We start from the raw sequence: 25027 nt of genomic DNA, 5'->3' as shown, positions 1-25027 counted from the left end.
CTATATTCTCACCGGACAGTCGTATAGAAGACGCTGCTTCTTGGTAAATGGATTTTTTCTCATTTACTTTGCATGGGGTGGTTGGGAAGCTGCTTGAATTCTTTATTGAAAAAGCGCTGAAGCTTGGTAGCACTCCAGTGGTCTATGCCAATTGTTCAGGTAGCATACTTATTTGATTTCTCCGAATGTTGGTAAATGAGAACTATTTTCTAAGTTCCGTCTCTCAAATTTAAATGAGGTGGTTTTAGGAGTGGGCGAGACTCCTGTGGGATGAGAGTGATTGGTGAGATCCCGGAAGGCGAAGCCTGAGGAAGCTCACTGCACTCCCACGGAAAGCGAGTCCATTCCTAAAACCACCTTCCTCTCATCACGAGGACGGAACAGCAAAGACTTCAGCCCGAGGAAGCTCGCCACTTCCCCCACAGGAAAGCGAGTAGCTTCCCAACAACCCCTGACTCTTCATACGGCAACGAACCCAGATTATCTCGAAATTAAGTCTTCTGCTACCCTGCCATATTGTTGAATAACTCACTTATCAATATCAACAACTACATTTAACACAATCAAAAATTAAAGAAAATCACCAAACAGACAGCCGTTGTAGCGGCTGTTTTTATTGTCATTTTTTAGTTGTCAAATCTAGTTCGGCGAATTTTCAGAAAATGTGTCAAAAATGTGATCATTTCGTGTCGGACATTTGTACTTTTGGTCCCAAACACATTGACATCAAAGTACCCCTATTGTATTCTTACATAGTGTGGAATGATAAGGTTTTCATACATACCTCACTCTTTTTTAAACGATAGAAGAGGTGTTACATTGAAGCACTCACAATCACCGTTTCAAGCGATGGCATTAACAAGCGCTATCGTGTCTCAACTAGCAGGCGGACCACTAGTCGGGGTTTACATGGGAAAGTGGGTGGACGGCCAATTTTCCACAGGTCCACTATTCCTGATCTTAGGTATATTCCTGGGAGTAGGAGCAGGTACATACGGAACCATTCATTTAGTACGAGCGTACACGGGAGACGATTAACTTGGAAGATTATCAACAGATGATAGCCCGTCAGCGGAAATGGATGTTCTACCTTCTGGCATTACTCGTTTTAGGCTGGGGAATCACACCCTGGCAGCCGGTTTTCCTCGGGCTTCTCTTAGGAAGCATCCTTAGTTTCTACAACCTCTGGTTAATGCAGCGAAAGATTCAGAAATTTGGTGAATCCACAGCAAACAACCACACCACTAGAGGAATCGGTACATTTACGCGACTCGCTTCCGGCGCGTTAGCCGTAGTGATCGCCCTTCAGTTTGAAGAACATTTCCACCTGATTTCGGTAGTATTGGGCTTAATGACAGCCTACCTTGTCATTTCAATAGATTACCTGTTCAACAAATCAACAGATTAGCATGATGGAAGAGAGGTGAACAGATTGGATCACGAATCACCGATATGGGAGCAGGCGTTTGGAATCCCATGGTTGAGTTTCAACTTATCCAACGTATTAATGATGTTTGTTGCTTCATTAATTGTATTCATTCTAGGGGTTGCAGCCACAAGGAACATGCAGCGTAACCCGAAAGGTTTCCAGAACTTTATGGAATGGCTGATTGATTTCATCAAAGGGATTATCGGTTCGAATATGGATTGGCGTACAGGCCGGCTCTTCCTTCCTTTAGGGCTTACACTTTTCGCCTACATATTTATCTCGAATATGCTCGGGGTCGTCACGAACGGAATCGTTGGTCATGAGCTCTGGTGGAAATCACCTACAGCTGATCCTGGTATTACCATGACCTTAGCCGTAATGGTCATCAGTTTAACGCACTACTATGGAGTTAAGCTGAAAGGCGGCAGCGAGTACAGTAAAGGATTTATCAGACCACTACCTTTCTTACTGCCATTTAAGATTATTGAGGAGTTCTCAAACACTCTGACGCTTGGTCTGCGTCTATACGGGAACATTTACGCAGGTGAAATTCTACTTTCCTTACTAGTAGGACTTGCAACAACCAGCTTCTTAGGCTTCTTAGGAGCCACACTGCCAATGATAGCGTGGATGGGCTTCAGTACATTCATCGGTTTCATTCAGGCGTTTATTTTCGTTATGTTAACGATGGTTTATATGTCTCATAAGGTGAGCGACGACCATTAATTATAAAAGCATAAAAAAATTTTTTACACAATATGAGGAGGATTTTCATTATGGGTCTATTAGCAGCTGCAATCGCAGTAGGTTTGGCGGCACTTGGTGCTGGTATTGGTAACGGTCTAATCGTAAGTCGTACAGTTGAGGGTATTGCGCGTCAACCAGAATTGCGTAGTGCGCTTCAAACAACAATGTTCATCGGTGTTGCACTAGTTGAGGCCGTTCCAATCATCGGCGTTGTTATTGCATTTATCGTAATGGGACAGTAAAGGTGAATCGTGGCGAAGTTCATAGTGTTGAACCTCGCCATTCCTTTATGTCTTTCTTTATAGGGTACGCGTTGTGAATACCCTCGTTTTTGAAAAATAAAACTTCGGCTTCTGCCGAATTTTCTATTGTCTGACTGTATATTTAAGGGGTCTACATAGGCTTCCGCTTTTCTAATGTCTAGCTTTGAGGGCAGCCATAACCGCCCCTCGCCGCTTTTCTTATCTGCTTTTTTTGGAAAGGAGTGACAACTGTGCAAGGATTAACTTCGAATTTAGCCCTGGGTGCTGCAGGTTTCCAGTTAGGCGACATGGTCGCTCAGTTATTCTTCTTCATCGTGCTTCTAGCGTTACTTAGAAAGTTTGCTTGGGGTCCGTTGATGACGATGATGAAAGATCGTGAAGACTACATTGCCAATGAAATCGAAACAGCTGAAAAAAGTCGTGAAGAAGCAGCGATTCAACATCGTGAAGCTTCTGAAGAGTTGAAAAAGACGCGTCAAGACGCACAGAATATAATTGAGGATGCTCGTAAGACGGCTTCTCAGCAAGAGCGTGATATCGTTGAGTCTGCGAAAAAAGAAGCAGAACGTATCAAAGTTTCTGCTCGTCAGGAAATTGAGCAGGAGCGCGATAAAGCCGTTCAAGTTCTTAAAGATCAAGTGGCTTCAATGTCCGTGATGATCGCTTCGAAAGTGATTGAGAAAGAACTTTCTGAGAAAGATCAGCAGGAATTGATCAGTCAATATATCAATGAGGCAGGAGAAGAGCGATGAGTGACACGATCATTGCGAAACGTTACGCAACCGCTCTCTTTCAACTCGGACAGGAAAAATTAAAGCTCGATCAAATCGAAACAGAACTTCGCACATTGCGTGAGATTTTCTTAAGTAATGAAGAGCTGGTCAAATTCCTTAAGCATCCTCGTTTGTCGGCGAGTCAGAAGAAGCAGCTTTTAAGCGATACTTTAAAAGGCTTTTCCAAAGAAACGCTCAACACCCTTATGCTGCTCATCGATCGTCACCGTGAAGAGATCATTCCGGAAATGGCGGATCACTTCATTTTAAAGATGAACGATGTAAAAGGGATTGCCGATGCAACCGTGTATTCCGTAAATCCACTGTCTGAAGTGGAAAAGCAACGTATTTCAGAAACGTTTGCTCCTAAAGTGGGCAAGCAAACACTTAACCTGACAAACATTGTCGAGCCGTCCATTCTTGGCGGTATCCGTCTTCGTGTCGGTAATCGCATTTTTGATGGTTCTGTCAGTGGGAAGCTTAACCGGATTGAACGCCAGTTAGTTTCTACGAATAATAGACGATAGGGGTGAAATGGCATGAGCATCAAAGCTGAAGAAATCAGTGCGCTGATCAAACAGCAAATTGAAAACTACGAATCAGATATTGAAGTCACTGACGTAGGTACAGTTATCGAAGTAGGTGACGGTATCGCACGTGCTCACGGTCTGGATAATTGTATGGCCGGGGAGCTTGTTGAATTCTCAAACGGTGTCATGGGTATGGCACAGAACTTAGAAGAAAGTAATGTCGGTCTTGTCATTTTGGGACCATTTACAGATATTAAAGAAGGCGATGAAGTTCGTCGTACAGGACGCATCATGCAGATTCCTACAGGTGAGGCTATGCTTGGACGTGTCGTGAACCCTCTTGGACAGCCAGTTGATGGCCAGGGTCCGATTGAAACGACAAGAACTCGTCCGATTGAATCCGCTGCACCAGGTGTAATGGATCGTAAATCCGTAGACGAGCCGCTTCAAACTGGAATCAAAGCAATTGACGCTCTTGTTCCAATTGGTCGTGGACAGCGTGAATTGATCATCGGTGACCGTCAGACAGGTAAAACATCTGTAGCGGTAGATGCCATTTTGAACCAGCATGACCAGGATATGATTTGTATCTACGTAGCCATCGGTCAAAAAGAATCAACCGTTCGTGGCACAGTAGAAACACTTCGCCGCCATGGCGCTCTTGATTACACAATCGTTGTAACAGCAAGTGCATCTCAGCCGGCGCCACTTCTTTACCTTGCTCCTTATGCTGGAGTAACGCTTGGTGAAGATTTCATGTACAACGGAAAGCACGTTCTTGTCGTATACGATGACTTATCGAAGCAGGCAGCCGCATACCGTGAGCTTTCCTTGCTGCTTCGTCGTCCGCCAGGCCGTGAAGCATTCCCAGGGGATGTATTCTACTTGCACTCCCGCTTATTAGAGCGTGCCGCTAAGCTGAGTGATGCTAAAGGCGGAGGGTCACTGACTGCTCTTCCTTTCGTTGAAACACAAGCTGGCGACATCTCAGCCTATATTCCAACAAACGTAATCTCAATTACTGATGGACAGATCTTCTTGCAGTCCGATCTATTCTTCTCAGGTGTTCGTCCAGCGATCAATGCCGGACTATCCGTATCTCGTGTAGGTGGTTCTGCACAGATCAAAGCCATGAAGAAGGTAGCCGGTACACTTCGTCTGGACCTAGCGTCTTATCGTGAGCTTGAAGCATTTGCCCAGTTCGGTTCAGATCTTGATAAATCAACACAGGCGAAGCTTAACCGTGGTGCACGTACGGTAGAAGTACTGAAGCAGGGTCTTCACCAGCCGCTTGCCGTTGAAAAACAAGTTATGATCATTTACGCATTGACGCAAGGTTATTTAGATGAAATTCCAGTAGAAGATGTCACTCGATTTGAAAGTGAATTCAATAACTGGTTGGATAACAACCGTAAAGAACTTCTTTCTCAAATCCGCAGTACAGGTAAATTAGCCGATTCAGATGATATGAACGAAGCTGTAGAAGCATTCAAGAAGACCTTTATCATTTCAGAATAAATGACTCTTTATAAATGCTTAAAAAGCTAGAAAGGGTGGTGAAACAGCGTGGCATCCCTTAGAGACATTAAAGGTCGGATTAACTCAACGAAAAAAACGAAGCAGATTACGAAAGCGATGGAGATGGTTTCCGCCGCAAAACTTAATCGTGCAGAGGAAAACGCACGTCACTTCGTCCCTTATAGTGAAAAGATCCAGGAAGTCGTTGCAAGTATCGCAGCAGGCGGTGGTGATGCAAGCCACCCGATGCTCGAAGCTCGTGATGTTAAACGTACCGGATATCTTGTCATTACATCGGATCGAGGACTAGCCGGAGCTTACAACAGCAGCGTGCTCAGAAAAGTGTATCAGCAGATCCGCCAGCATCATAGTTCAGCTGGTGAATATGCATTGATCACCATGGGGCGCGTCGGGCGTGACTTTTTCCGTAAACGTAATATGCCCGTCGATAGAGATATTACCGCGATCTCGGATCAGCCGGATTTTGCCGATATTAAAGATATCGCTTCGGAAACGGTAAGACTTTTCACAGACGGTGAAATCGACCAGCTATTCATTTATTACAACCACTATGTAAGTGCGATGACTCAAGAAGTGACCGAGAAAAAGGTCCTTCCATTGACTAATATAAATGTAGAAGGCAAAGCCTCTACAAGCTCTTACGAATATGAACCGAACCAGGAAGAAATTCTGGAAGTTCTTCTGCCTCAATACGCTGAAAGTATTATTTACGGCGCATTGCTGGATGGAAAAGCCAGTGAGCACGCGGCACGTATGACAGCTATGAAGAGTGCTACGGATAATGCTGATGATTTAATCGGAGATCTTTCACTCTCTTACAACCGTGCGCGTCAGGCTGCTATAACCCAGGAGATCACTGAAATCGTCGGCGGTGCAGCTGCCCTCGAATAGGTCTCGGATTCTAACGCATTAATTTCATGTTCGAATGTTTAGCATAAAGCACCCTGACATGGGCGCTTACAGCTTCTCTTAATAGTAAGGAGGGAAAACGATGAGTAAAGGACGCGTAACCCAAATCATGGGACCGGTAGTTGACGTAGCTTTCGACGACGGTCAACTCCCTGATATAAATAACGCATTGCACGTAAGTTACGTAGCAAAATCAGAAAACGAAACAAACGTTGATCTTACACTTGAAGTAGCCCTTCACCTAGGAGATAACTCCGTTCGTACCGTTGCGATGTCTTCAACAGAAGGTGTTCAGCGTGGAACAGATGTAATCGACACAGGCGGACCTATTGCCGTTCCTGTAGGTGATGTAACACTTGGACGTGTATTCAGCGTACTTGGTGACAATATCGACCTTGACGAACCACTTCCTAGTGACGTTCGCCGCGACCCGATTCACCGTTTAGCACCTGTATTTGAAAACCTGGCAACTGAAACGGAAATTCTTGAAACAGGAATTAAGGTTGTAGACTTGCTGGCACCCTACGTTAAAGGTGGTAAAATCGGACTATTCGGTGGCGCCGGAGTAGGTAAAACCGTTCTTATCCAGGAGCTTATCAACAACATCGCCCAGGAGCACGGTGGTATTTCCGTTTTCGCTGGTGTAGGTGAACGTACACGTGAAGGTAACGACCTTTATTATGAAATGAAGGATTCAGGAGTAATTACAAAAACAGCCATGGTGTTCGGTCAGATGAACGAACCGCCTGGAGCGCGTATGCGTGTTGCCCTGACTGGTCTTACAATGGCAGAATACTTCCGTGATGAGCAAGGACAGGACGTACTATTCTTCATCGATAACATCTTCCGTTTCACTCAAGGTGGTCTTGAGGTATCTGCCCTGCTTGGCCGTATGCCATCAGCCGTAGGTTACCAGCCGACACTTGCTACAGAGATGGGTCAGCTTCAGGAGCGTATCACGTCTACTGACAAAGGTTCCGTAACATCGATCCAGGCGATCTACGTACCTGCCGATGACTATACTGACCCAGCGCCAGCAACGACGTTCGCTCACTTGGATGCAACGACAAACCTTGAACGTAAGCTGTCAGAGCAGGGGATTTACCCAGCCGTGGATCCATTGGCTTCTACTTCCCGTGCACTTGACGCAGACATCGTTGGAGACGAACACTACGAGGTAGCTCGTGAAGTTCAACAAACCCTTCAACGTTATAAAGAATTACAAGATATCATTGCTATTTTGGGAATGGATGAGCTGTCTGACGAAGATAAGCAGACCGTATCCCGTGCCCGTCGTGTTCAATTCTTCCTATCTCAGAACTTCCACGTAGCTGAGCAGTTTACCGGACAAAAAGGTTCATACGTCCCAGTAAGCGAAACAGTCAAAGGATTCCGTGAGATTTTGGATGGCAAATACGATGACCTCCCAGAAGATGCTTTCCGCCTTGTGGGGCGCATCGAAGAAGTCGTCGAAAAAGCAAAAGGAATGCAATAAGCATATCATTGCAAGTGTCACTCAGGGGTTCCGTAACGCGGAGCGCCTGACACCGGCGCTTATGATCTGCCTTAGGAGGAATAGCTATGAAGACACTAACGGTGAGTGTTGTCACTCCTGATGGCCCGGTATTAGAAGACGCCTATCAAATGGTCAGCTGTAAGGCGGAAAGCGGAGAACTCGGTATCCTTCCTGGACATATCCCCATGGTAGCTCCATTGACCATCAGCGCGGTACGCCTTAAAGGTGAGGGAAGCTCCGAACGCATTGCCGTAAGCGGTGGGTTTCTTGAAGTCCGTCCTGACAAAGTGACTATCCTGGCGCAATCAGCAGAAAAGCCTTCCGATATCGATGTCGATCGTGCCCGCAAAGCGAAAGAGCGCGCCGAGCAGCGAATGGCTGAAAAGCAAGCCGATATCGACTTCAGAAGAGCCGAGCATGCTTTGAAACGAGCCATTAACCGTTTAGACGTTAAAGACAATAATTTTTAAAAAGAACTGCTTTCATTTCGAAAGCAGTTTTTTGTTTAAAGAATTTACCTTGCTTCTTGTTAAAACACGATTCCGAGATGTTAGTGAGAGTTAAGGGCTCCGGGAAACGGTTCGCTTTCCGCGGGCGTGAGCTGAGCCTCCTCAGGCTTCGCCTTCCGGGGTCTCACCTGCCCCGCTTATCCCACAGGAGTCTCACCGTTTCCCTACGCCCATTGCGTAGATTTCCTCTCGGAATAGTATCGAGAGGATGAAAAATGTTCAAACACTTTAGAACTTCATTCTCTAAAGGTTCGGTTTAAAGAAAGAAGCCAATGGCATTGCACTCTAAAGCAGTAACGAATATAATTAATCGCTACCTCGGGAGGAAATATGCTTTCTAATGAACGTCATACCCGCTAAAAAGCTAGTCATTTTTAAAATACCATTTCTCCAATTTAGTCGGAGGATGTGTTGAAGACTTTCTTCTGAGCGCTTCTCACTTAAAGGGGTTTTTTACTGAGAAGCATTTCTTCAGTTGTTTTCGTTATCCGATGAAGCTCACCTTACGCCAATGGAAAGCGAGTGGTACCCCGGTACTTCATGCTCCATTATTAGTCACGGAAAAATTTCAGTTGAATCGACAAAATCACATTGACCTATAAAAACTGCCCTTTAGATACCCTCTCATTCGATTATCTTGTCACTATTTCCCGGGAAATTAAAAATATTGCGCAGGAAATAATAATTATGACACTTCCTGCTGTAAAACAACATTCACAAAAACGTCACATTCGAAGCGCTTTCATTAAAGATGCCCTGGTTGACAAAGAACTCATAAAATGTGATTCTGAGATATAAGCGTCATTTAGAAGAGAAGTTAGCGAGGTGTACGAAATGGATCAGTATTTCGTGGAAGAAGCACTCCTCAGCATGACCTCCCATATCATCTTCATCATCATTACATGGAAGGTATTGCAGGCAGTGAATCTTGAGCAGTTATTCCGCAAGGACCACGTCTTTGAAATTCGAGTTTTTATGATCCTGATTACCATTGCTATCGCCACTTCAGTAAGTAATTTTTTCTTACAGCTTATTGAATGGTCAGGCAGTCTTGTGTATTTATTTTAAGTCGTACATGGACGCTGCTGCTTCGAGAAAGGGGATCGATTCACTCATTGTCTAATCATGTCAGTAATTGTTTCGTATGAATGTAAGATTCTCCGTTCACACTTGAAAGTATAAAGAAGAACGGGGAGAGAGATACATATGAAATGGACAGGGATATGCTTAGCGGCAATCATTGTAATAGCAAATGGTGTTCATCCACAAACCACGGCACAAGGGTGGAGTGAAATTTCACCATTAATTGAATTAGCAGCTTTTGCCGAGGATGAACAACTTGAAGTCACAGAATTGAATATTACACTAAAAGAATCGATCAACTACGAATATCTACAAGAGACTCAGCAGAAAATAAAACAACAGTTTCAGTCGGATAAACTAACAGAAGAAGAAACGACAGAAGCAACTAAATATATCTATGAAAAACGTCACAAAAACGGGGACTTTGTCGAACAGTTTATGATAGTGGTTCCTAAACTTGAAGACATTTCCTTTGAAGTAGTTTACACCGTTACATCACAGGGTACAAAACCACTAGCATCCCAATTTATGGTGCTTTTAAGCGATAGAGTAAAAGCGCAAATTTTTACAACAAATGTCACTTTATACTCATTCATTAAAACGGAGATTAATGGTATTATTGATGAAGTTTTACTCTATCAGAAATTCCAACAAACATTCGATATAACAAACATTGAACAAACGACAGATGAAAGCTGGACGAGCAGATCCGGTTACACGAAAAGATGGGATGGGGCCATTGAGTTACCGAGTGGAGCCATGAATGTTCAATTCGCTGCAAGAAATTTGGGCAGCGCAACGAACGTCACAATTGGCACACCCATCCTTACTGCTGAATATTAATAATAATGAATATGGACGCGGAGGAGAATGAACTTTGGAAAAAATCATCGTCCGTGGTGGAAGGCAGCTTGAAGGCACTGTAAGAGCTGAAGGTGCAAAGAATGCCGTACTGCCTGTCATCGCAGCAAGTATAATCGCAAGCGAAGGAAAAAGTGTGTTACACGACGTACCAGCTCTCGCTGACGTTCGCACAATCAACGAAGTGATCCGCCATATGAATGCAGAGGTTCACATGGAAGGAAGAACAGTTACAGTCGACGCTTCTAAAGAACTACTAACAGAAGCTCCTATAGAATATGTACGCAAGATGAGAGCTTCTGTGCTTGTAATGGGACCATTATTGGCCCGCTATGGACACGCAAAAGTTGCACTGCCTGGTGGCTGTGCTATCGGATCACGTCCATTAGATCAGCATCTTAAAGGCTTTGAAGCCATGGGAGCTGAGATTACAGTAGGAAATGGAACAATTGAAGCTAATGTAGAAGGCCGCCTGAAAGGTGCGAAGATTTACTTCGACGTACCGAGTGTCGGGGCTACAGAAAATATCATCATGGCCGCTGCATTGGCAGAAGGCAAAACCGTTCTTGAGAATTGTGCGAAAGAACCGGAAATTGTTGATTTGGCTAACTACTTAAATAAAATGGGTGCCCACATCGTAGGGGCAGGTACTGAAACTATTCGTATTCATGGTGTCGACAAGCTTTACGGCGCCACTCACAACATTATTCCTGACCGAATTGAAGCAGGCACCTTTATGGTAGCAGCCGCAATCACCGGTGGAAATGTATTAGTTCAAGGAGCTATGCATGAACATTTACGTTCAGTCGTAGCGAAAATGGAAGAAATGGGTGTCACGATCCAGGAAGAAGAAGATGGCCTGCGCGTCATTGGACCTTCCAAGTTAAAAGCGACAGACATCAAAACGATGCCGCACCCTGGTTTCCCGACAGATATGCAGTCACAAATGATGGCTCTTATGCTGAACGCGCAGGGAACAAGCGTCATTACAGAAACCGTCTTTGAGAATCGTTTCATGCACGTGGAAGAATTCCGCCGTATGAACGCAAAAATGAAAATCGAGGGCCGCAGCGTAATCATCGAAGGACCGACGGATCTTCAGGGAGCTGAAGTACAAGCGACAGACTTACGAGCTGGAGCTGCGTTAATCCTTGCGGGACTTGTAGCCGACGGTTATACCCGAGTGACAGAACTTAAGCACTTGGATCGCGGATATGTAGATTTTGCAGAGAAATTGAAGCTGCTCGGCGCAGACATCGAGCGGGTCAATGAAGATGAAGCGAATGTAGAAGAAACTGAAGCAAGCGAATCTGTATCGACCTTATAAATTATCTTATCTTAAGCAATTCCTTTTCTTCAAAAGGGATTGCTTTTTTAAGTTCTATCAACGCCTCCTGATGGATACAATTTAGTAGAGAGGTCTACTAATGATTCAGGAGGACGAGATATGAAGCGAAACCATCGAATAGGGATCATCACAATCATCAGCATTTTTTTGGGCATTTTACTCATACCTGCCCTCATCGTCGCACCATACATCGGAAAAAACGATACAGCTACTGTACAAGAAACACAGCCGCAGGAAGAAGCAGTCCTGGAGATTCCGGCGAACCTCTCCCCATTTTCCATCCAGGTGATGCGCAGTGCCAGCAAAAAAGTGGAGGAAGTGCCGCTTGAGGAATACGTGGCAGGAGTCGTTGCCTCCGAAATGCCCGCCAACTTCGAACTGGAAGCCCTGAAGGCCCAGTCCCTGGCCGCACGCACGTACATCACCCAGCAGCTGACGGGCGGGAAACCGTACTCTGAAGCCGCCGACGTCACAGACACCACCCAGCATCAGGTGTACAAAAACGACGATGAGCTTAGGGAATTATGGCAGGACCAATACAACCACAATAAGGCGAGAATCGTCCAGGCGGTAAAAGAAACAGCAGGGAAAATCATCACCTACGAAGAAGAACCGATCACCGCCGCCTTCTTCTCAACGAGCAACGGCTTCACCGAGAACTCAGAGGATTACTGGGAAAATGAAATCCCCTATTTAAAAAGCGTAGAAAGCCCGTGGGACACGGACTCCCCTAAATTTTTTGATCAAAAGGTAGTATCCATCCCTGATTTAGAGACCGCACTCAATGTCCAGATTGACTCAGGCATAGAGAATATAAATCTAGCAAAGACACCAGGCGGCCGCGTAGCTGAACTCTCAGTCGGCGACAGCAAATTTACCGGCCGGGAAATCCGCGAGAAGTTAGGATTGCAATCAAGCGACTTCACCATCGAACAAAAAGAAGACCATATGATCTTCACGACAAGGGGCTACGGCCACGGCGTCGGCATGAGTCAATACGGTGCTAACGGCATGGCTGAGGACGGCAAGACTTATGAAGACATTATTAAGCATTACTATCAGAATACGGAAATCTCGCCGGTCAGTAAGCAAACCGCAGGGCTTTCCATGTAATGAAACAAAAGCCGTCCATCCGGGCGGCTTTTTTTATTTGGTTTTGTTACATTCCGGGCACATAAGCTTCCTTTAATTCACCGTTTCCACATCGTTAAGAAAGTTTTCGTTCCTAAGAATATAGCTTGAAGGTTCGGGGAATCACTCGCTTTCCATGGGCGTACGGTGAGCTTCCTCGGGACTGACGCCCTGCGGGATCTCACCATGTACTGTTCTCCCACCTCTTACACGTAAATTAGTCTATGGCTTGAATCCGTTCATATATCTCATGGGGGGACTATCCAGCTCCAGCGCTTAGCGGCTGATGAGACTTCCTTCACTTCTGTACGATAAGTCAACATCGAATCCCTCCGTTCTTCGTGTTTCCTTTATCTCCGTCAGCTCAGTCCAGTCCATACGCCGCTGAACGAAGCGCTTCCGCTTTTACAAAAGGAGTCTCGCAATTCCCCGAACCTTCTTACTTTTTTAAGGATAACGAAAACATTTGATGTGTTATTTTAAGTGTGAAAGAACTCCTTTTGAGTAAATACTGCTCAGAAGAATGCTTAAAACATACATCATATGCCCTGGTTTCGTTGTGGTGAATTAGAAAAAAGGGATTTTGAAAATGAATCGCTTCTCAGCGTCTCGCCAGTCTATCCTTTCGCGCATGAGTCTCACCATTTCCAAGATTCCATTACCATGATAGAGGAACGAAACCATAATTCACATAGCCCCTATTCTCGAAGAATGACGAGTGTAGTGCCTTATTATTGTCTGTTTTCTTCCTACCTAATTGGGTGGTTCGTAAACAGTTAGACACCTTTTGTAAAAAAGGAAGCGCTTCGTTCAGCGGCGGATGGTTTTCTGGAGTATTCCGAGAAATTCATATCGTAAGGGGCGGAGGGAAACGATGAGACTCCTGTGGGATATGCGGGTTAGGTGAGACCCCGGAAGGCGAAGCCTGAGGAGGCTCAGCGCACGCCCACGGAAAGCGAATCGTTTCCCGGAGCCCTTTACTCATTAACATCTCGGAATTGTTTACTTAACCATCCAGTTCCCCCGCAGGAAAGCGAGTTGTTTTCCAACAACCCCTCCACTTCCTATAATAACGAACCAGCTCAATTTAAGCCTTTCCACCCTCCCCAATAAAATTTTTTCTAGTCATGTATATATTTCCATAAAACCGTTCAAACTGTTTCTTGAGGTGATGAACATGAGAGAGGAAGGAAAGAAAAGCGTGACTAAACTAAAGTTCAAACGCTTAATGCGCAAGAAATGGCTTTACCCTGCAGTATATCTGACAGTAGCAGCGTTGGTGTTGGTAGGAGTGTTCTGGTATCAGCAAAGTTCAAATGATGTCGCTGATCAGCTTAATGACGAAAGCCAAGTAGAAAACGACGTGTTTGTAAACGAAGATGGTGAGGAAGCGGTTCCTGTAACATCTCAAGGTGAGAATTTGGAAATGCCAGTCACAGGTCAAGAAGAAGCAACGATCGTAACGAAGTTTTTCGACTATGGAGCAACAGATGAAGAACAGGAAAGTGCACTAGTCCTTTACAACAATAAGTACTACCAGAGCAAAGGCGTCGATATTACGAAGAATGAAGGGGAAGCTTTCGAAGTGACAGCCGCTCTATCAGGCGCTGTAACAGAAGTGAAAGAAGATCCGTTGTATGGTAATGTCGTAGAACTTACTCATGATAACGAAGTGACCACCGTTTACTCTAGCTTAGCTGATATTCAAGTCAAGTCTGGCGATGAAGTGGAACAAGGTGATGTGTTAGGACAAGCGAGTCAAAGCTCTTTTGGCAAAGACAGCGGCGTTCATGTACACTTTGAAGTGAGAAAAGACGATCAGCCAGTCAATCCTGAGAATTTCTTTGGACAAGCGGTCAGCTCGATCGAAGCAGCTGAAGCTGTGACGGAAGACGGAACTGATGGATCCGAGGATTCTGAAGAAGCGACAGAAGAAGATGCACCTGAAGAAGAATTATCTGAGACGGACCTTGTTCCTGAACTAGATCAGGACGAAACGCCTGAAGGGGAAGATCAAGGTACACAATCTGATGATTCGACAGAAAATGAAGAGGATGCAGATTTAGAAGATCCGACGGTAGATGAGGATAGCTCTTCATCTCGCTCAACAACTCAATCATAATCAGCAAAAATATTGCAATACCCACGTGCTAAAAATGGAGGCTGCTTCGGTCTCCATTTTTTTATGTCCTCAAATAGGTGGACGAGCGTATGATCCGAAATTCCTGTGCCAAAACACAATCCTGCTGTAAAGATAGAGCATATCTCCCCTGTATTGATAATAGAATGAACATAACCGAACAATCGGTGCCATCCAGGGTGATCCATCAAGAGCTCCACTACTATCATAGACGCTGATACCCTATCCCGTCTCACCATACCCCTTGGATAGTCAATCACAGGAGGCGAGAGATGTGCATGACTACATCAAAGAGCGAACCATCAAGACAGGTGAGTACATTATCGAGACGAAAAAGACAGTACGTGTGATTGCGAAAGAATTTGGAGTTTCCAAAAGTACGGTGCATAAAGATTTAACAGAACGGCTTCCGGAGATCAACGCCCCCCTAGCAAAAGAAGTGAAAAAGATCCTCGACCACCATAAAGAAATCAGACATCTCCGAGGAGGAGAAGCCACACGAATGAAATACCGCACAATAGGAAAAGATACACCTGCAGAGCCCACACATTAAGTTTCCGACTTCCTCCCGGGTCAATCCACCCCCTTTTCGCATGCAACTTTTTTCTTAAAAAATAATACGAACATTTCCAATTTGTGATAAAATAAAGAACTAGATGTATGTTACTCTCAATCAACCGATATTGACATAGTTTTTTTGATAAATAGGGAGGATTTACTCAACATGTTTGCGCGAGATATAGGAATTGACTTAGGAACAGCGAACGTACTTATTCATGTAAAAGGAAAAGGAATCGTACTCAATGAACCATCGGTCGTAGCTATGGACCGCAATAGCGGCAAAGTGCTTGAAGTCGGAGAAGCCGCTCGCCGTATGGTCGGCCGTACGCCTGGCAATATCGAGGCGATCCGTCCTCTTAAAGATGGAGTGATTGCAGATTTTGACGTAACAGAGGCCATGCTGCGTCATTTCATCCATAAGACGAATGTGAAAGGATTCATGTCTAAGCCTCGCATGCTGATCTGCTGTCCGACAAACATTACGAAGGTTGAGCAAAAGGCGATCCGTGAAGCGGCCGAGAAATCGGGCGGGAAGAATGTGTACCTTGAAGAAGAGCCGAAAGTCGCAGCGATCGGTGCCGGTATGGAAATTTTTCAGCCGAGTGGGAATATGGTCATAGATATCGGCGGAGGAACGACAGACGTAGCCGTCTTGTCGATGGGAGATATCGTGACAGCGTCATCCATCAAAATGGCCGGAGATAAGTTTGACGCGGAAATTCTGCAGTACATCAAAAAAACGTATAAGCTTTTGATTGGGGATCGAACGGCGGAGAATATCAAGATTGAAGTCGCAACCGTTTTTAAAGGTGCCCGTCATGAGGAAATCGACATCCGCGGCCGTGACATGGTCACAGGACTGCCACGTACGATCACCGTGACTTCTGAAGAAATCGAAGTGTGTCTTCGTGAATTGGTCCAGACGATTACGCTATCAGCGAAGCAAGTTCTAGAGCGCACACCGCCTGAATTATCTGCGGATATCATCGACCGCGGAATCATCATGACAGGTGGAGGCGCGCTTTTGCATGGAATTGACCAAGTTCTTGCGGAAGAGCTGAAGGTTCCTGTAGTCCCAGCTGAGAACCCGATGGACTGTGTAGCTAAAGGGACAGGCATCATGCTTGAGAACATCGATAAAATCACTCGAAATAAAATCGGTTAAAAAGGAGCGATCGTCTTGCTGAGAGGATTCAATACGGCGGCATCAGGAATGATAGCCAACCAGCGTATGCAGGAAACACTATCGAACAACATAGCCAACTCCAATACACCCGGCTACAAAGCGGACCAGGGCACGATGCGGGCTTTTCCTGAACTGCTGCTGCAGCAAATGGGAGGGGAAACGATCCCTACAAGTTCTGGCGGATTGACGCTGCCGACACAAAAGGAGCTAGGTTCTCTTAATACAGGTGTTTATATGCAGGAAGCCGTTCCTGAATTTTCTCAGGGCGATGTAAGGGAGACAGGGAACACAACAGACCTGGCTCTCTTACATGGTGACGTACCGGATGAAGAAGGATTCTTATTTTTCAATGTACAAAATCAAGACGGAGACGTCCGGCAGACGAGAAACGGGAATTTCACCGTTGACGGCGAAGGGTTTCTGACGACGAACCAGGGCTACTACGTGCTGGATGATGCCGGAGAACCAATCCAGACGGATGGAATGGAATTCACTGTCCAGGACAACGGGACGCTTGAGATCGACGGAGAAGAAACGGAGCTTGGCCTTTCTTATACAGCGAACGCGAACGGCATGGTGAAAGAAGGCGATGACCTGTACACCGTCGGAGAAGACGGAGAACCTGTCGTTAATGCGCGTGACATCGATGGCGTCGATTTTACCGTACAGCAGAACGTGCTTGAAGGATCAAACGTTGATCCAGCCCGGATGATGACTGAAATGATGAATACATACCGTAATTTTGAAATGAACCAGCGCGCACTGAAAGCCTACGATCAAAGCATGCAGAAAACCGTCAACGACGTAGGAAAATTAGGATAAGGGAGGGAGCCGTCTATGAATCTATCGATGATGCAAGCATCCAACACGATGGGGCAGCTGCAGCATAAGCTCGATTTAATCGGAAATAATTTGGCGAATACGAACACTCCGGGCTATAAGAGTAGACAAGCTGACTTTGCTTCCCTGCTCACCCAGCAGATCAACAACCAGTTTGATGAGGAAGCGGAAGTCAATCGTCTCACGCCAGACGGCATCCGCATCGGTTCCGGCGCGAAGCTGGCTCATACGAATATCGATCTGACACAAGGGACGATGCAGGCTACCGGGCGCGGCATGGATATCGCTTTACTTGAAGACCATCATCTGTTTCAATTGCAGACAGAGACCGAAAATGGTGTCGAAACCCAGTACACCCGGTCAGGAAACTTGTACCTCAGTCCACTTGATAACGGCGAGATGATGCTGACCGCCTCCAACGGCAGTCCGATTCTTGATAATAACGGCGAGCCGCTGACGTTCGCTGCGAATTTTCAGGATCTGCAGGTGCGAGAAGACGGAGCCATCGTCGTCCTGCGTGATGGTGAAGAAGCGGTAGAAGGGCAGCTTGGCATTGTAGAAGCCGTTCGTCCGCGCATGCTTGAAGCAACTGGAGAAAATCGTTTCCGTGTACCGGATGAAGCGGTAGACGGCGTGATCGTCGAGGCTGACGGTCAAGTTCGTGCCGGGACGCTCGAATCTTCGAACGTCGATATCGCCAAACAAATGACAGACATGCAAAATGCGCAGCGAGCCTATTCATTCAATTCCCGGTCCATTTCGACCGGTGATGAAATGATGGGACTCGTCAATCAATTAAGATCATAACGTAAGGAGAACCAACCCAATGGCAACTGAGGAAAAGAACAAAAATGTAAAACAGAAGAAAAAGCAAACGAAAGGTGAGAAAAAGCCTGTCGAAAAGCGCCCGGGCTCTTCAAGACGCCGCGCAGTTCCAATCTGGCTTCGGATCGTCCTCGTTCTCGTACTCAGCGTCGTGGCTCTCGTTGTAGGCCTTATGATCGGCTATGGTGTCATCGGGGACGGAAATCCGCTTGATGCCTTAAACTGGTCAACATGGCAGCATATCATTGATATCATGACCGGCAATTAATGTCGGATAAAAAAGCACGAGCTCTATTTAAGAGCTCGTGCTTTTTTCTGCATTCCGATACTTTATGAGAGGACAGGGCGCAGGGGAACGAGTCGCTTTCCGCGGGAGTGCGGTGAGCTTCCTCATGCGCTTCGCGCCTTCCGGGATCTCACCATGCACTTTTGTCCCGCAGGAGTCTCCCCGTTCCCCTGCGCCCTATACAAAATATAGATCGGAATGATGATAACTTTCTTGAAAAATAAGTACTTGCTAATCGGCTGAGTTTATTACCCGTTTTTCGCAAGCAGGATTTTGTTTTTTTCCAATGATCCGAGTCTTGATACGTCTAAAGCAGAATAAGTTGTTCCGTTCAATTATTATCGAGTAAGGGCTTTAGGAAACGGCGAGACTCCTGTGGGATATGCGGATAAGGGGTGACCCCGCAGGGCTGGAAGCCCGAGGAGGCACGCCATACGCCCACGGAAAGCGAGTCGTTTCCTAAAACCCTTCCTCCCAACTTCAGGTAACGGAACTTTCATTCAGCAGTTTACATTACAATAAACCACTAAACAATTGCACTCCAATGTTCACAGATGTAATAAAATGTTTCCTTCTCAGCTAATTGTGGAATTAATCTATCATAGAAAAAAACGGGGGGAGGGGAAGCGATAGTGAAAACAGATGTATTCATTGCAGGAGGAGGCGTCGGTGGACTTGCCCTGGCTGTAAAGCTTGCGAGCCGCGGTGTCCACGTGACGATCGCCGAGCAATTGAAAAAGAAATCGAACGCCTATAAAGGAGAGCTTCTCCAGCCGAAAACACTCGCCATACTTGATCGCATCGGTGTGCTGGAAGAGATCGAAGCGAGCGGACATATCATCGACCAGCTCCGATTTCAGGAAATCAACACCCGTCCTGGTCAGGAACCACCGGAGAACATCCAGCTGACTGAACTGAACTACAGCCGGGTGGCGAGCCGATATGATCACGCGTTGATGGTACCCCACGAACGGACGAAAGACATCCTTCGCGAAAAAGGGCAAACCTACGCAGACTACTTCAACTACTTACCAGGCGCACGCTTTCTCGGATTTGAGAGCGGAATGGCGCTTATCCGACATAATAAAAAAATCTCCCGAATCCAGGCGCAGGTGTATGTCGGTGCAGAAGGACGCACGTCGCCGACGCGCGATGCGATGAACGTAAGCGTGCAGCGGAAGGATTATAACCATCACTTTCTGACTGTCACGATTCCGCGGCCGGAAAGCTTCACCAAAGGAAAAATCATTACAACGACGAGCTGCTTCCTCGGCTTATTCCCGCTTCCTGATAACGAAGTGCGAACCGTCTACCTCATCAAAGCCGGGGAATTTAAAAAAATAAAAGAAAAAGGACTGGAGCATCTATACAAAGCGTATGGGAATCTTGAGCCTGAGCTTGCGGAAACCGTCAAATCTCTGGACGATTGGCGTAAGATCCAGTTGATGATTCCGTTTACGTATCATGTCGACAAGTATTACTCCGGCAACCTCGCTCTTATCGGCGATGCAGCCCATACCGTCCATCCAATGGCCGGGGAAGGGATGAATCTCGCCGTCCAGGATGCCGATGTGCTGGGCGAACTGCTCGCCTGGTGTAAGGAAGAGGGTAAACCGTATCATGAGAACCTGCACTACTATGAAGATGTCCGCAAGCCGCGGGTATCCTTTTTACTCTCGTTAAGCCACATGTCCGCGCTCGTCTATTCTTTTCCGAACCCATGGTGGAGGAAGATACGGATGCGCGCTGTGCAGCGCATCTATGACGATGACCAGCTGCACGTCAAACAAATGCTGAATATATCAGGTCTTGGACGCTGGAATTTCTCCTTGTTCGACCGCGCGATTCAAGGAAGCGTCCTTCCCGTCCGCAGAAAGCGGATCAAAGACCATACGCAGCAAAAGCAGCTTTTCAGTGAAGCGGAAGATTATCCGTGGAAATTCGAAGGGAAAGGGAAGGTGTAGTATGAAAAATGAATGGATAACAGCGATGCAGGCACGTAAATGGATGAAGAAGAATGAATCTTTTTTGCCGGTATGGCATGCTTATGTAGGATCAGAACTGCAATTATTCGATTATTTCAGCAAAGCACGAACCGTACAGGACGTAAGCGAGGAAACCGGCTATGCGGAAGATATGCTGGCTTCATGGGTACGCGTCGGCCTTGCGGTCAAACATTTGAAGAGGCGCCCGAATCAAACATTCCGCACATCCAAGAAACGCTGCGCGTCGCTGATCGGCAACAACGCTTCCCCTGGCGTCAAAGCCCTGCTTAAAGAGATTATGGAGCTTCATATGCCGACGCTGCTGAACTATCCAAAATATATGGTCTCCCAGGAGCGAGCACGCTTTGATCACGAGCTGCACGGTGAAATCGTAGCGGAAACGTCCGCTCTTCTCGAATATTTCGCAATCACTAAAATTAAAAAAATGATCCGTCACCGTAAAGTGAAAACGATCGTCGATCTCGGCTGCGGTCACGGCGGCTACTTGCGTAAACTGGCCGATGAACTACCCGATGTCGAAATGCTCGGAGTCGACATTAACAAAAACGTAATCGTCAAAGCACGCGAGGAGTCAAGAGACTACCCGAACATCCATTTTGAAGTAGGCGATATCAACTCGTGGAGACCCGATGAAGGAACGGTAGACGTCATTTTGATCCATAACATTTTCCACTACATCCACCCGGATTCACGCCGGGGACTGCTCGATCACTTGAACAGCTACCTGTCAAAAGACGGATTGATTTCCGTCATCACCCCGATCAGCGAAACTGAATTCGGAGAAGCCTTTTCTTCCGCATTCAACAGCTTTTTCGTCGCCCATTCCAACCTGTTCGCACTGCCGACGAAATTCCAGCTGAAGGAACTGTCCGAATCGTGCCAGTTCGAGCTGTTCGACCTCGACCCGATCGTCAAAGAAGGATCCTGGTACACCTTCTGGCTCAGCCCGAGTGTACACGTTAACGAATTGCGCCAATCGAGTCTATCTGGAAGCTCAGAACAGTCGATCAACCGATCACGTCTCACCCGCTCTTCATAACAAAAACCGTCATGAGACCCATGACGGTTTTTTAGATGGACTGGCTATGGTTTTTTCCTTCCCTTCATCACTTTGTAAATGATGACGATAACAGCAACTATCAATAATAAATTAATAAGTCCGCCTGCAATATCCAGAACAAGTCCGATAAGCCAGATGGCAAGTATAATGCCGATGATAGTCCAAAGCATATCGTAGACCTCCTTTTTATAAAAACGATCCTGCCTCTATAAATATCCTAAAATAATAATGTTGAAACTTTTTGAAGAAAATTTTGTCCAAATGAGTCGATACCCTTATAATAGGGGTAGTTTGTACGGAAAGGAGTTTTTCTATGCTAGACATACAAGAAATCAAAAAAATCATCCCGCACCGTTATCCGTTTCTGCTCATCGATCAGGTCGAAGAGATCGAAGAGGGCAAGCGCGCGGTCGGGTACAAAAACGTAACAGCGAACGAACCCTTCTTCCAGGGACACTTTCCTGACTATCCCGTAATGCCAGGTGTTCTGATCACCGAAGCCCTCGCACAAATGGGAGCTGTCGCCATGCTGAAAAAAGAAGAGAACCAGGGTAAACTCGCCTTTTTCACAGGGATCGACAAATGTCGCTTCAAGCGCCAGGTCAAACCCGGCGACCGCCTCAAGCTCGAAGTCGAAATCGTCCGCCTCAAAGGCCCGATCGGCAAAGGAAAAGCCACAGCCACTGTCGATGGCGAGCTGGCTTGCGAAGCCGAAATCATGTTCGCTTTAAAATAATCCACCAAGCCGTCCTTTTTTGGGGCGGTTTTTTATTTGATCTGTTTACGCTTCAGAGAATAAATATCCTGGGTCCGCTTCTGTAAAAGGTTAAGGGATGGTTGGGAAACAACTCGCTTTCCTGCGGGGGACCTGGCAAGCTTCCTCGGGCTAAAGCCCTGTGGGATCTTGCCTAGACCCTTCTCCCGCGGGAGTCTCGTCGTTTCCCAACCATCCCACTCAAAATGGAATGCACGAACCCACGGCGTCAGAGGCAACACTTAGAATAATATCGATTGGCATGTCATTTATAAAAGCTTACTTCTGTAAGGTTCTATCCCCAAAAATTAAGTTAGACAGCGTTTCAAATGCTTCCGCTACCCATGGCGAGAGAGTCTGAGGTGTTGTGCCACTTCTTTTTCTCCTACAGTGAATTTCAAACGCAGCTGAAAGAACCGTTTCCCTCCGCACCTTGCGATATGAATTTATCGGAATAACTGTCATTCAACCCTATCCTGAAAGCTGATTTGCTTCCTAAGGCTAACGCACTCGGAGTTTCATTAAGTGCTGTTATTCAACAGGTATCCACAATTTCCTGGACCTTCTTACCTTTGAAAAGAAATTTCATGCATCAGATAAAATGTTTCACGTGAAAAATTTCCCTTTTTGGAGAAACGTGCAAAAAGAGGTATTTTCGTATCCTTCAGGAGATACATCCCCCGTAATCGTGGGTTCGGTCATTCTATTTTAAATGGTGTGGTTGGGAAACAACTAAATTATCCGCTGTACCGTTCTCTTTATAAAGGGATTTCGTGAAATATCACTTCGCTCAGTTGTTTCCGTTATTCTTACAAAAACAAGAAGGTCCGGGAAATTGCGAGACTCCTATGGGATGATAGTACATGGTGAGATCCCACAGGGCGTTAGCCCGAGGAAGCTCACCGTACGCCCATGGAAAGCGAGTGATTTCCCGGACCTTCATGCTCTATTCTTAGTAACGGAAATCCTCTACAAAACAAGTACCGATTTCCGATGTATATCCCTCCCATAAAGTGGACAAACTAGCAACCGTATAACACATATCACAAGGAGGAATACAAAATGAATAACGCTCTACTTAAACTATTGACAGCCATGCTTGCGATCTCACTTCTAGGCGCGTGCGCAAACGAAGAAGAACCAGCACAAGATGAAGACATGCAAGAAAACGAAGACATGCAGGAAGATGAAGAAAACATGGACGAAGATATGCAAGAAGACGAAGAAGACATGGAAGAGGATATGGAAGAAGACATGCAGGAAGACGAAGACGCAACAAACGAAGATACAATGGACGAAGATATGGACGAAGACACAGAAGAATAAACGATATACAGCCGCTCTTACTCAAAAGAAGCGGCTTTTTTTATTTCCCCCAGACCCCTGCAAAAAGACGGCCAAAGCAAAGACCGTCAATCCACCCACCGTAAAAAAAGGAACGACGAACGCCGGCCGCACGAACCAATCGACGAGAAACAATGCGATCCCTACATAGAAAAGAGCGAGACCAAACAGCGCTAAACGCATAGACACCTGCTTCACACGGCATCCCATCTTTCATATAAAATACCAGACAGCCTAAAACAGCCGCCTGGTACCCTATTACCCTTTTACATCAACATGAAGTCCTTTGGAGGGGTGCGCAGCCGATTCAGAAAGCATTTCAATCATATCCGCGCCCTTTTCCTCGGCCTGATCCTTCACTTTGTCCATGACTGCGAGGCTCGTCTGCTGCTGAACACCTACCTGACTCATCGCCATTGAGACGGCAGCAATATCCATAGGTCCACGCTCCTTTCCCCTATAACATCGACCAACTTACGAAAAAATCAACAGAGTATTGGCATTACACCGCCTGTTTCTGTAAAATAAAAAGAAAGTCCTAAAATTCCAGCACATTTTCCGAAATTGAAGTTTTTCGGTAGAACTTGTGTGGAATAAGGGAACGAGAGGTGATTTCCGATGAAATACAGAACAGCTGAAGACTTAAAACCATTACTATTTGATGCACAGGAAAAAGTCGTCAACCAGATCCCGCGTGAAAAAGTGGACGTGTACGCTTATCTTAATCAAAACTTTGACAAAACCTACGTACCGGACGACAGCATTTACCAATTCGTCTTCCGCCATTTCTTTAAGCTTGATAACCCGAGTTTGACGAACGAATTCGAAGAGAAATACTTTATATTAATGGAACAACAGCGAGACTTAGAACGACCGAACATCGTTAAAATTACAAAAGAGCTCTATGACATCAAGAACCACAAAGGCAACCCGACGATGCAGTTTCCTCTCGCGGCGGCCATGCTGCATGCGATCAATCCGGTATTTCCATCCTATGATAGCGACATCGCAAAAGCATTCGACTTTTCATCCACCTATCATCTATCTGGATTCGATAAAAAGATGAAACGGTATATCGGACAGTACCAGCACACGTTCAACACCTACAAACAGCTGCTGGACGATGAAGGCATCAAGCCGCTGATCAAGCACTTCGACGAGAAATTCCCGGACCACGTGAATCTCCCGGAAGTAAAGAAACTCGAACTCATCGTTGCACAGCTCGGACACAGCTTACAATAACGTACATAACCGTCGGCCACGTGCCGGCGGTTTTTTTAATTCCACTTCATATAACCGTCACATCCACCCCCGACAAAACCTTGCATAACCTAACAAATTCTAGTAACATTTATTCATACTGACCACGTAGTCACAACCGACAGAG

General features: G+C 46.0%; 29 protein-coding genes. 25 read left to right on the top strand and 4 right to left on the bottom strand.

Annotated features, from left to right (window positions below):
* The first annotated feature begins 849 nt into the window (after positions 1-849).
* From O2Q26_RS11905 to spoIIQ, 15 genes are all read left to right on the top strand, one after another.
* Positions 850-1038: an AtpZ/AtpI family protein gene (locus tag O2Q26_RS11905; RefSeq protein WP_256558379.1), complete on the top strand. Its 189-nt coding sequence runs from the start codon at positions 850-852 to the stop codon at positions 1036-1038.
* 1 nt (position 1039) lies between these two features.
* Positions 1040-1408 carry an ATP synthase subunit I gene (locus O2Q26_RS11900; protein ID WP_289216112.1) on the top strand — a complete coding sequence of 123 codons (369 nt, stop codon included), beginning with the start codon at positions 1040-1042 and terminating at the stop codon, positions 1406-1408.
* 24 nt (positions 1409-1432) lie between these two features.
* Entirely contained in the window at positions 1433-2155 is a 723-nt protein-coding gene (gene atpB / locus O2Q26_RS11895; protein WP_253937385.1) for a F0F1 ATP synthase subunit A, read from the top strand.
* Between the two features lie 50 nt (positions 2156-2205).
* Positions 2206-2418, top strand: a complete 213-nt coding sequence (atpE, locus tag O2Q26_RS11890) for a F0F1 ATP synthase subunit C (protein ID WP_026799008.1) — start codon at positions 2206-2208, stop codon at positions 2416-2418.
* Positions 2419-2669: 251 nt separating this feature from the next.
* Positions 2670-3191, top strand: coding sequence for a F0F1 ATP synthase subunit B (gene atpF / locus O2Q26_RS11885; protein WP_253937386.1), 522 nt, complete (start codon positions 2670-2672; stop codon positions 3189-3191).
* The gene (locus O2Q26_RS11880) at positions 3188-3739 is read left to right on the top strand and encodes a F0F1 ATP synthase subunit delta (protein WP_289216111.1); all 552 of its coding nucleotides are present in this window, start codon (positions 3188-3190) and stop codon (positions 3737-3739) included. Before atpF ends, O2Q26_RS11880 begins: the two co-directional genes overlap by 4 nt.
* A 12-nt stretch (positions 3740-3751) precedes the next feature.
* Positions 3752-5260, top strand: a complete 1509-nt coding sequence (gene atpA / locus O2Q26_RS11875; protein WP_289216110.1) for a F0F1 ATP synthase subunit alpha — start codon at positions 3752-3754, stop codon at positions 5258-5260.
* Between the two features lie 48 nt (positions 5261-5308).
* Positions 5309-6172: an ATP synthase F1 subunit gamma gene (gene atpG, locus O2Q26_RS11870; RefSeq protein WP_289216109.1), complete on the top strand. Its 864-nt coding sequence runs from the start codon at positions 5309-5311 to the stop codon at positions 6170-6172.
* 100 nt (positions 6173-6272) lie between these two features.
* Complete coding sequence (gene atpD / locus O2Q26_RS11865; RefSeq protein WP_253937390.1) at positions 6273-7685, top strand: F0F1 ATP synthase subunit beta; 1413 nt, start codon at positions 6273-6275, stop codon at positions 7683-7685.
* A gap of 86 nt (positions 7686-7771) precedes the next feature.
* On the top strand, positions 7772-8176 hold the full coding sequence (locus O2Q26_RS11860) for a F0F1 ATP synthase subunit epsilon (protein ID WP_253937391.1): 405 nt from the start codon (positions 7772-7774) through the stop codon (positions 8174-8176).
* 873 nt (positions 8177-9049) lie between these two features.
* Entirely contained in the window at positions 9050-9283 is a 234-nt protein-coding gene (locus O2Q26_RS11855; RefSeq protein WP_253937392.1) for a DUF1146 family protein, read from the top strand.
* Positions 9284-9421: 138 nt separating this feature from the next.
* Positions 9422-10141, top strand: coding sequence for a YwmB family TATA-box binding protein (locus tag O2Q26_RS11850; protein WP_289216108.1), 720 nt, complete (start codon positions 9422-9424; stop codon positions 10139-10141).
* A 34-nt stretch (positions 10142-10175) separates the two neighbouring features.
* A complete protein-coding gene (gene murA, locus O2Q26_RS11845; RefSeq protein WP_289216107.1) occupies positions 10176-11486 on the top strand; it encodes a UDP-N-acetylglucosamine 1-carboxyvinyltransferase in 1311 nt (436 codons plus the stop codon).
* A gap of 120 nt (positions 11487-11606) precedes the next feature.
* Positions 11607-12620 (top strand): stage II sporulation protein D, encoded by a 1014-nt coding sequence (gene spoIID, locus O2Q26_RS11840; RefSeq protein WP_289216106.1) that lies wholly within the window; start codon positions 11607-11609, stop codon positions 12618-12620.
* 1189 nt (positions 12621-13809) lie between these two features.
* The gene (spoIIQ, locus tag O2Q26_RS11835) at positions 13810-14760 is read left to right on the top strand and encodes a stage II sporulation protein SpoIIQ (RefSeq protein WP_491624961.1); all 951 of its coding nucleotides are present in this window, start codon (positions 13810-13812) and stop codon (positions 14758-14760) included.
* Here spoIIQ and O2Q26_RS11830 read toward each other — a convergent pair.
* The gene (locus O2Q26_RS11830) at positions 14751-14987 is read right to left on the bottom strand and encodes a hypothetical protein (RefSeq protein WP_289216104.1); all 237 of its coding nucleotides are present in this window, start codon (positions 14985-14987) and stop codon (positions 14751-14753) included. The two genes, spoIIQ and O2Q26_RS11830, sit on opposite strands and share 10 nt — an antisense overlap.
* Positions 14988-15052: 65 nt before the next feature.
* Between O2Q26_RS11830 and spoIIID the strand changes: the two genes are divergently transcribed.
* From spoIIID to O2Q26_RS11795, 7 genes are all read left to right on the top strand, one after another.
* Positions 15053-15331, top strand: a complete 279-nt coding sequence (gene spoIIID, locus O2Q26_RS11825; RefSeq protein WP_253937513.1) for a sporulation transcriptional regulator SpoIIID — start codon at positions 15053-15055, stop codon at positions 15329-15331.
* A gap of 171 nt (positions 15332-15502) precedes the next feature.
* Complete coding sequence (locus tag O2Q26_RS11820; protein WP_289216103.1) at positions 15503-16504, top strand: rod shape-determining protein; 1002 nt, start codon at positions 15503-15505, stop codon at positions 16502-16504.
* Between the two features lie 15 nt (positions 16505-16519).
* Positions 16520-17347, top strand: coding sequence for a flagellar hook-basal body protein (locus O2Q26_RS11815; protein WP_289216102.1), 828 nt, complete (start codon positions 16520-16522; stop codon positions 17345-17347).
* 15 nt (positions 17348-17362) lie between these two features.
* On the top strand, positions 17363-18172 hold the full coding sequence (locus tag O2Q26_RS11810) for a flagellar hook-basal body protein (protein WP_289216101.1): 810 nt from the start codon (positions 17363-17365) through the stop codon (positions 18170-18172).
* 19 nt (positions 18173-18191) lie between these two features.
* On the top strand, positions 18192-18458 hold the full coding sequence (locus tag O2Q26_RS11805; protein ID WP_289216100.1) for a DNA-directed RNA polymerase subunit beta: 267 nt from the start codon (positions 18192-18194) through the stop codon (positions 18456-18458).
* A gap of 650 nt (positions 18459-19108) precedes the next feature.
* Complete coding sequence (locus O2Q26_RS11800; protein ID WP_289216099.1) at positions 19109-20440, top strand: FAD-dependent oxidoreductase; 1332 nt, start codon at positions 19109-19111, stop codon at positions 20438-20440.
* A gap of 1 nt (position 20441) precedes the next feature.
* A complete protein-coding gene (locus tag O2Q26_RS11795) occupies positions 20442-21521 on the top strand; it encodes a class I SAM-dependent methyltransferase (protein WP_289216098.1) in 1080 nt (359 codons plus the stop codon).
* A gap of 44 nt (positions 21522-21565) precedes the next feature.
* On the opposite strand, the gene O2Q26_RS11790 is transcribed toward O2Q26_RS11795, so the two are convergent.
* Complete coding sequence (locus O2Q26_RS11790; RefSeq protein ID WP_289216097.1) at positions 21566-21712, bottom strand: lmo0937 family membrane protein; 147 nt, start codon at positions 21710-21712, stop codon at positions 21566-21568.
* A gap of 143 nt (positions 21713-21855) precedes the next feature.
* Here O2Q26_RS11790 and fabZ point away from each other — a divergent pair, with 143 nt between their 5' ends.
* Positions 21856-22278 carry a 3-hydroxyacyl-ACP dehydratase FabZ gene (fabZ, locus tag O2Q26_RS11785; RefSeq protein ID WP_253937522.1) on the top strand — a complete coding sequence of 141 codons (423 nt, stop codon included), beginning with the start codon at positions 21856-21858 and terminating at the stop codon, positions 22276-22278.
* 1080 nt (positions 22279-23358) lie between these two features.
* Positions 23359-23622, top strand: coding sequence for a hypothetical protein (locus O2Q26_RS11780; RefSeq protein WP_289216096.1), 264 nt, complete (start codon positions 23359-23361; stop codon positions 23620-23622).
* A gap of 21 nt (positions 23623-23643) precedes the next feature.
* Here the strand turns inward: O2Q26_RS11780 and O2Q26_RS11775 are convergent, their stop codons facing one another.
* Together O2Q26_RS11775 and O2Q26_RS11770 are read right to left on the bottom strand one after the other, a co-directional pair.
* On the bottom strand, positions 23644-23838 hold the full coding sequence (locus O2Q26_RS11775) for a hypothetical protein (protein WP_289216095.1): 195 nt from the start codon (positions 23836-23838) through the stop codon (positions 23644-23646).
* A 60-nt stretch (positions 23839-23898) separates the two neighbouring features.
* Positions 23899-24078: a YjfB family protein gene (locus tag O2Q26_RS11770; protein ID WP_289216094.1), complete on the bottom strand. Its 180-nt coding sequence runs from the start codon at positions 24076-24078 to the stop codon at positions 23899-23901.
* Between the two features lie 180 nt (positions 24079-24258).
* Between O2Q26_RS11770 and O2Q26_RS11765 the strand changes: the two genes are divergently transcribed.
* Positions 24259-24882, top strand: coding sequence for a hypothetical protein (locus O2Q26_RS11765; protein ID WP_289216093.1), 624 nt, complete (start codon positions 24259-24261; stop codon positions 24880-24882).
* Positions 24883-25027: the final 145 nt, after the last annotated feature.

Origin of the sequence: Halobacillus campisalis (genome assembly GCF_030345335.1) — a bacterium.
GTDB classification, from domain to species: domain Bacteria; phylum Bacillota; class Bacilli; order Bacillales; family Halobacillaceae; genus Halobacillus_A; species Halobacillus_A campisalis.
The sequence above is the reverse complement of the archived record's forward strand: the minus strand, read 5'-3'. Positions and strand labels throughout refer to the sequence as shown.